The following is an 8,251-nucleotide window of genomic DNA, read 5'->3' as shown; positions in this document are numbered from 1 at the left end:
GCACAGGAGCGGGGCTGGAGGGCCGGGGGGTCCGTCCAGTCCCGCTTTCCGTTGTGCTCCGGCCTTCCGTCGCGGGCCTTCCGTCGCGCCTCCGCCCCCTGGAGCTAGGCCGCCGTACGGAGGCTCGCGCACCGGCCGGCCGCTGCTGCCGCAAGCCGGCCCATCGCCTCGTCGCGGTCGCAGGCGTACGCGCCCAGGGCCGTCTGGCGGGCGACGATCGTGCGCTCCTCCCGCATCAGACGCCAGCCGCGGCGCAGCAGGAACGGCACCGACTTGCGACCCTCCTTCAGATCCCGAAGGAAGCGGCGGCGGAAGGTCTTCACCGGGCCGCGGCTCAGGCACAGCGCGTCGGCGAGAACACCGAGTTCGCGGCATCGCGTGACGATCTCCGCGGCGAAGATGCCCTCCGCGATGAACAGCGGCGTCCGTCCGATGTCGACCGTCTCGCCGCCGGTGCGGGCGCTGAGGGAGATGTCGTAGACGGGAACCTCCGTACGACCTGTGCGGCACAGCCGGGTGATCGCGGCGACGGCCGCGTCCGCGTCCCACGAGTCCGGATGGTCCCAGTCGATGTCGGAGCTCTCCGCCACCAGGGGCAGGGTCGGGTCGTCGCCCTCCTTGTAGAAGTCGTCGAGCCGCAGCACCGGGAGGCCGGAGCGGGCCGCGAGAAGGGACTTGCCGGAGCCGGAAGGGCCGCAGAGCAGCACGACTCGCGTCGATATGGGCAGTGGAGAGCTCACGGGACACCAGTGTGAAGCATCCACCGGGGGCCGTACGACCCCGCGGGTCGCCTTTGATGCGCGCGTCACACCTCAACTACCCTCGGTCCCGAAGCGATTACCCAGTGCATCAGAAGGTGGCACTGGTGGCCCGATGATTCTCCCAAGAAGCCGGCCGCCCGGCGTGCCCTGGCCGTCCTCGCGACCGCGGGCGTGGCGCTGGGGGCGGGCACGGCGTCGGCCGCGGCGGACACGTCCTCGATCCTGGGCGTGGTCAACACCCGCCCGACCTCCCTCGGCAACATCGACCCCCAGTCCGGCCTCCAGGTCGCCACCGGCACGGTCGGCTACGTCACCGGCCCGGTCGCCGGCCTCAAGCCGAACCCGCTCGCCGGCACCGGAGTCGACCCCCTCGACAACGGCCTCGGCACCCAGCTCGCCGACTTCAAGCCGATGACGTCCCAGGCGCTGACGGGGCCGGTGGCGCAGGCACAGTCGATCGGGAGCATGCCGGTGGTGGGACAGGTTACGGGGCTGCTGTCGCAGCGGTAGCTCACCGGCCCCGCAGCGGGACCTCCCGGACCAGCCACGCCACCGCGAAGGCCACGGCGCACAGCACGGCCCGTGCCGATGCGCGACACCGTGCAGGCCGTCGACCACTCCCGTCCGGAACGCGTTCCGGGCCGGCTCCGGCAGGTCCCGCAACTGCCCGGGCGTCAGCTCGCCCTGGGTCAACCGCCCGCCGTCGGCACCGAGCCGGTCCGTCACGGTGGCCGTGAGCCGGCTGGTGTAGACGGAGCCGAGGACGGCGACCCCCAGGGAGCCGCCGATGGTGCGCAGCAGCGTCTGGGTGCCGCTGGCCGCGCCCATGTCGCGGGGCTCGGCGCTGTTCATCGTGATGAGCATCGCCGGTTGCTGATCGACCGGGTCTCCCGCGACCTGGCCGCCCCGCAGGGCGCGACGGACTGGCGGGAGGTGCTGCGCTCCTACGCCCTGCAGACCCGGGAGCTGATGCTCGCCCACCCGTGGAAGGCGGCCATGCCCACCCCCGTCATGCTGCTCACGCCGTCACGGATGGCCGTGGCGGACCGGCAACCGGCCGCGCTCGCCGTCTGCGGTCTGGACGCCGACTCGGTGATGGCCGCCTTCCGGGCCGTCACCTCCTTCGTGCACGGTTCGGCCCAGTCCGAGATCGGCGTGCGCGACTACCAGGAGCGCCACGGCTGGACCAGCGGCGACGAGACCCGCGAGGCGCTCGCCCCGCAGATGCGCTACCTGGTGGGCACACGGGCCGCTACCCGGCCTTCGAGCAGTACGCCCTCGGCGCGACCCGCAAGGACGACCGGGCCTGGGAGTTCGAGTTCGGCCTCGACTGCGTGCTCGACGGCATCGGGCAGCGGCTCGGGATCTGAGGGGGCGGGACGCGGAGAAGCCCCGGGCCTCCTGGACGGAGGAGGGCCGGGGCTTCGGCTGTGAGGGGTGGCTCAGTACGAGGAACCCGACGCGCCCAGTGACCCCGTGGGGTGCCAGACCGTTTTGGTCTCCAGGAACGCCGTCATGCGGTCGATGCCGGGGGTCTCGGCGTAATCCACAGGCTGTGGACGGAGGACGCGCTTGAGGTTGTCGGCCGCCGCGATCTCCAGTTCCTTCGCGAGGGACTCGTCGGCGCCCGCGAGGTCGATCGCGTTGACGTCCTGATGGGCCGCGAGCGGCGTCGCGATCTCGGCCGTGCGGCCCGAGAGGACGTTCACCACGCCGCCGGGGACGTCCGAGGTGGCCAGGACCTCGGCCAGGGACAGGGCGGGCAGCGGGGACTTCTCGCTCGCCACCACGATCGCCGTGTTGCCGGTCGCGATCACCGGGGCGAGCACCGACACCAGGCCCAGGAACGACGACTCCTGCGGCGCCAGCACCGCGACCACGCCTGTCGGCTCGGGGGAGGACAGGTTGAAGAACGGACCCGCCACCGGGTTGCCGCCGCCGACCACCTGGGCGATCTTGTCGGTCCAGCCCGCGTACCAGACCCAGCGGTCGATCGTCGCGTCCACGACCGCGGCGGACTTGGACTTCGAGAGCCCTTCCGCCTCGCCCACCTCGCGCACGAACTGGTCGCGGCGGCCCTCCAGCATCTCGGCGACGCGGTAGAGCACCTGACCGCGGTTGTACGCCGTCGCCCCGGACCAGCCGCCGAACGCCTTGCGGGCGGCGACCACCGCGTCCCGGGCGTCCTTGCGGGACGACAGCGGCGCGTTCGCCAGCCACTTGCCCTTGGAGTCGCTCACCTCGTACACCCGGCCGCTCTCGGAACGCGGGAACTTGCCGCCCACGTACAGCTTGTAGGTCTTGAGGACACTGAGTCGCGTGTCAGACATCGAGGTACGCCTCCAGGCCGTGGCGACCGCCCTCGCGGCCGAAGCCCGACTCCTTGTAGCCGCCGAACGGCGACGTCGGGTCGAACTTGTTGAACGTGTTGGACCAGACGACACCCGCGCGGAGCTTGTTCGCGACCGCCAGGATGCGGGAGCCCTTCTCCGTCCAGATGCCGGCGGACAGGCCGTACGGCGTGTTGTTGGCCTTGGCGACCGCCTCGTCCGGCGTGCGGAACGTCAGGACCGACAGCACCGGGCCGAAGATCTCGTCGCGGGCGATCCGGTGCGCCTGGGTGACGTTCGTGAAGAGCGTCGGGGCGAACCAGTAGCCACTCTCCGGCAGTTCACAGGCCGGCGACCAGCGCTCGGCACCTTCTGCCTCGCCCTGCTCGACGAGCGAGGTGATGCGCGTGAGCTGCTCCTCGGAGTTGATCGCGCCGATGTCCGTGTTCTTGTCCATCGGGTCGCCGAGGCGCAGCGTGGACAGGCGGCGCTTCAGGGACTCCAGGAGCTCCTCCTGGATCGACTCCTGGACCAGGAGGCGGCTGCCCGCGCAGCAGACCTGGCCCTGGTTGAAGAAGATGCCGTTGACGATGCCCTCGACGGCCTGGTCTACGGGTGCGTCGTCGAAGACGATGTTGGCGCCCTTGCCGCCCAGCTCCAGCGTGACCTTCTTGCGGGTCCCGGCGACCGTGCGGGCGATCTCCTTGCCGACGGCGGTGGAGCCGGTGAAGGCGACCTTGTTCACGTCGGGGTGGGACACCAGCGCGGCGCCTGCGTCGCCGTAGCCGGGCAGGATGTTGACGACGCCCTTGGGCAGGCCCGCCTGGCGGCAGATGTCCGCGAAGAACAGCGCCGAGAGAGGGGTGGTCTCGGCCGGCTTCAGGACGACCGTGTTGCCCGTCGCGAGCGCCGGGGCGATCTTCCAGGCCAGCATCAGGAGCGGGAAGTTCCAGGGGATGACCTGGCCCGCCACACCGAGAGGCCTCGGGTTCGCTCCGTAGCCCGCATGGTCGAGCTTGTCGGCCCAGCCCGCGTAGTAGAAGAAGTGCGCGGCGACCAGGGGCAGGTCGGCGTCGCGCGTCTCCTTGATCGGCTTGCCGTTGTCCAGGGTTTCGAGAACAGCGAGCTCGCGGGAGCGCTCCTGGACGATCCGAGCGATCCGGAAGAGGTACTTCGCGCGCTCCGCGCCCGGGAGCGCCGACCACTTCTCGAACGCCCGGCGCGCGGCCTTCACCGCACGGTCGACGTCCTCGGAACCGGCCCGGGCGACCTCGGAGAGGACCTCCTCGGTGGACGGGGAGACGGTCTTGAAGACCTTGCCGTCCGCCGCTTCGACGAACTCGCCGTCGATGAACAGGCCGTACGAGGGCGCGATGTCGGCGATCGCGCGCGACTCGGGGGCCGGGGCGTATTCGAATACCGATGCCATGGTGATCAGTCCACCGTCACGTAGTCGGGACCGGAGTAGCGGCCGGTGGCCAGCTTCTGGCGCTGCATCAGCAAGTCGTTCAGCAGCGAGGAGGCGCCGAAGCGGAACCAGTGGTTGTCCAGCCAGTCCTCGCCCGCCGTCTCGTTGACCAGCACCAGGAACTTGATGGCGTCCTTGGAGGTGCGGATGCCGCCGGCCGGCTTCACACCGACCTGGATGCCGGTCTGCGCCTTGAAGTCACGCACCGCCTCCAGCATGAGCAGTGTGTTCGCCGGGGTCGCGTTGACGGCGACCTTGCCGGTGGAGGTCTTGATGAAGTCCGCGCCCGCCAGCATCCCGAGCCAGCTCGCGCGGCGGATGTTGTCGTACGTCGAGAGCTCGCCCGTCTCGAAGATGACCTTCAGGCGCGCGGAGGTGCCGCAGGCCTCCTTCACGGCGGTGATCTCGTCGTAGACCTTCACGTATCGACCCGAGAGGAACGCCCCGCGGTCGATGACCATGTCGATCTCGTCGGCGCCCGCGGCGACGGCGTCCCGGACGTCGGCCAGCTTGACGTCCAGAGCGGCGCGGCCGGCCGGGAACGCCGTGGCGACCGAGGCGACCTTCACGCCGGAGCCCGCGACGGCCTCCTTGGCCACGGCCACCATGTCGGGGTAGACGCAGACGGCCGCCGTGGACGGCGTCGTACGGTCCGTCGGGTCGGGCTTGACCGCCTTGGCACCGAGCGCCCGGACCTTGCCCGGGGTGTCCGCGCCTTCCAGCGTCGTCAGGTCGACCATCGAGATGGCGAGGTCGATGGCGTACGCCTTGGCGGTCGTCTTGATCGAACGGGTGCCGAGCGAGGCCGCACGGCCTTCGAGCCCGACCGCGTCGACGCCGGGGAGCCCGTGGAGGAAGCGGCGCAGCGCGCTGTCGGACGCGGCGACGTCCTTGAGGGGGTGAGCTGCGGTGAGTGCAGAACTGGGCATGGTCACCAGACGAGCATATCTACGCGCGTAGCGGCTGTACAGCCCCCAGGTTTCTCCCGGGTGGATCCGATGATCGTCTCCAAGCGTGGGGGACGTGGATGAGGGACGTGCGGACGGGTCCGGCAGAATCGAGACATGACGAGCCCCGAATCCCAGCCGCCGACGCCGCAGCCTGCGGAGCCCCAGTCCAAGGACCGGGTGTACCGCTCGGCCCCGGCCATCGCCGGTGGCGTGCTGCTGCTCGCCATCGCCGGATGGCTCGGCGTCGACGCGGTGATCTCCGGGGAGGGGCGCACGCCGTGGCTCGCGCTCGCCCTGCTGCTGCTCGTCGTGCCGCTGGTCGTCGCCTTCACCCTGCGCCCGGCCGTGTACGCCGGCGACGACCGGCTGCGGATCCGCAACCCCTTCCGCATCGTCGTCGTGCCCTGGGGGCAGGTCGCCTCGCTTCGCTCCGCCTACTCCAACGAGGTCCTGACCGAATCCGGTGCGAAGTACCAGCTGTGGGCCGTGCCGGTCTCGCTGCGTGCGCGCAAGAAGGCCGCGCGGCGTGAGATGCGGGCGACGGCGCAGGCGCGGCGGCGGACGGGGCGGGAAGCAAGCCGTGGCGGCGCGCTCGGCACGACCGAGGGGCTGAGGCTGGGCTTCAGCCGGGAGCCGCTGTCGGACGGGCCCGTGCGGGCGGAGACCGACCAGATCATGGACGACCTGCGCGGGCTGCACGAGGCGCGCCGCCAGGCTGAGTCGGCGCCCGGCGAGGTGACCGTGCGGTGGGCCTACGAGGTGCTGGCGCCGGCGGCCGCGGGGGCGGTGCTGGTGCTGATCATGGTGGCGCTGGGGTGATGGCCCGAGTGGGTCCGGGGGTTCTGGGGTGACGGACCGGCCGGTTCTTGTCGTGTTGGGGTGATGGCCCGAGTGGTCCTGGTGGGCTGGGTGATCGCCCGGCCGGTTCCGGTCGTGCCGGGATGGTGCGGTTCTGGTGGGCCGGCCGCCCGGCCGGTTCTGTCGGCGCGGTGGGTCGGCCAGGGTTTCGGCCGGCCGTCCCGTGACGGAAAAGCGGTGGAGCCGGTGCGCTCCCCGGGCCTGGGTTCGGGGCATGAGCACCCGTACCTTCCGTGTCACCGTCCGAGGCGTCTTCGACGGGCTGAGTGCCGACCAGCGGGCCGGGCTGCTGGAGCGGGCCGCGGAGCACGACGTGCTGCGCGCGGCCTTCACACCCGAGGGGAGCCTCACGTACGACGTGGCCGTGCGGCCCGCCTTCACCTTCCGCTTCCTGGACTCCGGGGAGGCCGAGGAGGACACCCTCGATGCGACCGAGCGGGCCCAGGAGTCGGCGCGGGCCTGGCTGGAGCAGCGCGGGTACGGCTACAAGAACCTGAGGTCCAGCGCCGAGGACCTCTCCCAGGCGCCTCTCGGCAAGCGGCAGCGGCTGGAGGCCGCCCGGAAGAGTTCCTGAGTCACCGGCTCGGGGCGGTGGTGCCGGGCATCGGCCTCAGATGCCCGCCGCCGCCGACAGGTCGCGCTTGATCGACTCCAGGACGTCGGTCGCCCTCGCGCGGGCCGCCGGGAGATCCTGGTGGGACCCGACCGGGACCACGACCTCCAGGTAGCACTTCAGCTTGGGCTCCGTGCCGCTCGGGCGGACGATCACCCGGGCGCCGTCGAGGGTGTAGCGCAGACCGTCCGTGGGCGGGAGTCCGGCCGTGCCCTTGGTGAGATCGTCGGTACGTGTGATCGGCAGACCGGCCAGCTCCGTCGGGGGCTGCTCGCGCAGGCGGCGCATCGCGGCCGCGATGAGGGAGAGGTCCTCGACACGGACCGAGAGCTGGTCCGTCGCGTGCAGGCCGTGCTCCACCGCCAGGTCGTCCAGCAGGTCGAGGAGCGTACGCCCCTCCTCCTTGAGCTGTGAGGCCAGCTCCGTGATCAGCAGCGCGGCCGTGATGCCGTCCTTGTCGCGTACGCCGTCCGGGTCCACGCAGTAGCCGAGGGCCTCCTCGTAACCGTAGCGCAGGCCCTCGGCGCGGGCGATCCACTTGAAGCCGGTGAGGGTCTCGACGTGGGGAAGGCCCGCCTTCTCGGCGATACGGCCGAGGAGGGACGAGGAGACGATCGACTCCGCGAAGGTGCCGGTCGCTCCGCGGCGGACCAGGTGGGCGGCGAGCAGGGCGCCGACCTCGTCACCGCGGAGCATGCGCCAGTCGGTGCCGTCCGGTACGGCGACGGCGCAGCGGTCCGCGTCCGGGTCGTTGGCGATGATCAGGTCCGGGGCGGTCTCGCAGGCGCGTGCTGTCGCGAAGGCCAGGTCCATCGCGCCGGGTTCCTCCGGATTGGGGAACGCGACGGTCGGGAACTCCGGGTCGGGCTCGGCCTGCTCCGCCACGAGGACCGGTTCCGGGAAGCCCGCGCGGCCGAACGCGGCCAGGAGGACGTCCTTGCCGACGCCGTGCATCGCCGTGTACACCGTGCGGGCCGTACGGGGGGAGTCCCCGGACAGGACGGCGTCCGTGCGGGCGAGGTAGGCGTCGAGGACGCTGTCGTCGAGGGTCTCCCAGCCTTCGGTGGGGCGCCGGACGGTGGTGAGGGACGGGACGGCGGCGATCTCCGCCGCGATGTCGATGTCCGCCGGGGGGACGATCTGCGAGCCGTCGCCGAGGTAGACCTTGTAGCCGTTGTCGCGGGGCGGGTTGTGGCTGGCGGTGACCTCCACACCCGCGACCGCGCCGAGATGCCTTATCGCGAAGGCCAGCACGGGGGTCGGGAGGGGGC

The 8,251-nt window shown here is 71.6% G+C and carries 9 protein-coding genes; 4 read left to right on the top strand and 5 right to left on the bottom strand.

Annotation, left to right across the window (positions count from 1 at the left end):
• Positions 1 to 104: 104 nt before the first annotated feature.
• Positions 105 to 809 carry a uridine kinase family protein gene (locus C1J00_RS33090; RefSeq protein WP_102912664.1) on the bottom strand — a complete coding sequence of 235 codons (705 nt, stop codon included), beginning with the start codon at positions 807 to 809 and terminating at the stop codon, positions 105 to 107.
• A gap of 123 nt (positions 810 to 932) precedes the next feature.
• Between C1J00_RS33090 and C1J00_RS33085 the strand changes: the two genes are divergently transcribed.
• Together C1J00_RS33085 and C1J00_RS33080 are read left to right on the top strand one after the other, a co-directional pair.
• The gene (locus tag C1J00_RS33085; protein ID WP_245936592.1) at positions 933 to 1,271 is read left to right on the top strand and encodes a hypothetical protein; all 339 of its coding nucleotides are present in this window, start codon (positions 933 to 935) and stop codon (positions 1,269 to 1,271) included.
• Between the two features lie 78 nt (positions 1,272 to 1,349).
• Complete coding sequence (locus tag C1J00_RS33080; protein ID WP_245936594.1) at positions 1,350 to 2,195, top strand: TetR/AcrR family transcriptional regulator C-terminal domain-containing protein; 846 nt, start codon at positions 1,350 to 1,352, stop codon at positions 2,193 to 2,195.
• A gap of 8 nt (positions 2,196 to 2,203) precedes the next feature.
• Here C1J00_RS33080 and C1J00_RS33075 read toward each other — a convergent pair whose 3' ends face one another.
• From C1J00_RS33075 to deoC, 3 genes are read right to left on the bottom strand one after another with little or no spacing between them, the layout of a single operon-like run.
• A complete protein-coding gene (locus tag C1J00_RS33075; protein WP_102912662.1) occupies positions 2,204 to 3,091 on the bottom strand; it encodes an aldehyde dehydrogenase family protein in 888 nt (295 codons plus the stop codon).
• Entirely contained in the window at positions 3,084 to 4,520 is a 1,437-nt protein-coding gene (locus C1J00_RS33070) for an aldehyde dehydrogenase family protein (protein WP_102912661.1), read from the bottom strand. The genes C1J00_RS33075 and C1J00_RS33070 overlap by 8 nt, the downstream gene beginning before the upstream one ends.
• Positions 4,521 to 4,525: 5 nt before the next feature.
• Positions 4,526 to 5,488 (bottom strand): deoxyribose-phosphate aldolase, encoded by a 963-nt coding sequence (gene deoC / locus C1J00_RS33065; RefSeq protein WP_102912660.1) that lies wholly within the window; start codon positions 5,486 to 5,488, stop codon positions 4,526 to 4,528.
• A gap of 135 nt (positions 5,489 to 5,623) precedes the next feature.
• Between deoC and C1J00_RS33060 the strand changes: the two genes are divergently transcribed.
• Together C1J00_RS33060 and C1J00_RS33055 are read left to right on the top strand one after the other, a co-directional pair.
• Positions 5,624 to 6,328 (top strand): PH domain-containing protein, encoded by a 705-nt coding sequence (locus C1J00_RS33060; protein WP_102912659.1) that lies wholly within the window; start codon positions 5,624 to 5,626, stop codon positions 6,326 to 6,328.
• 253 nt (positions 6,329 to 6,581) lie between these two features.
• Complete coding sequence (locus C1J00_RS33055) at positions 6,582 to 6,941, top strand: DUF6204 family protein (protein WP_102912658.1); 360 nt, start codon at positions 6,582 to 6,584, stop codon at positions 6,939 to 6,941.
• Positions 6,942 to 6,977: 36 nt separating this feature from the next.
• Here C1J00_RS33055 and C1J00_RS33050 read toward each other — a convergent pair.
• On the bottom strand, positions 6,978 to 8,251 hold a 1,274-nt coding region (locus tag C1J00_RS33050), incomplete at its 5' end, for a phospho-sugar mutase (RefSeq protein ID WP_102912665.1).

This window comes from Streptomyces cahuitamycinicus (genome assembly GCF_002891435.1).
Classification (GTDB): domain Bacteria; phylum Actinomycetota; class Actinomycetes; order Streptomycetales; family Streptomycetaceae; genus Streptomyces; species Streptomyces cahuitamycinicus.
The sequence above is the reverse complement of the archived record's forward strand: the minus strand, read 5'-3'. Positions and strand labels throughout refer to the sequence as shown.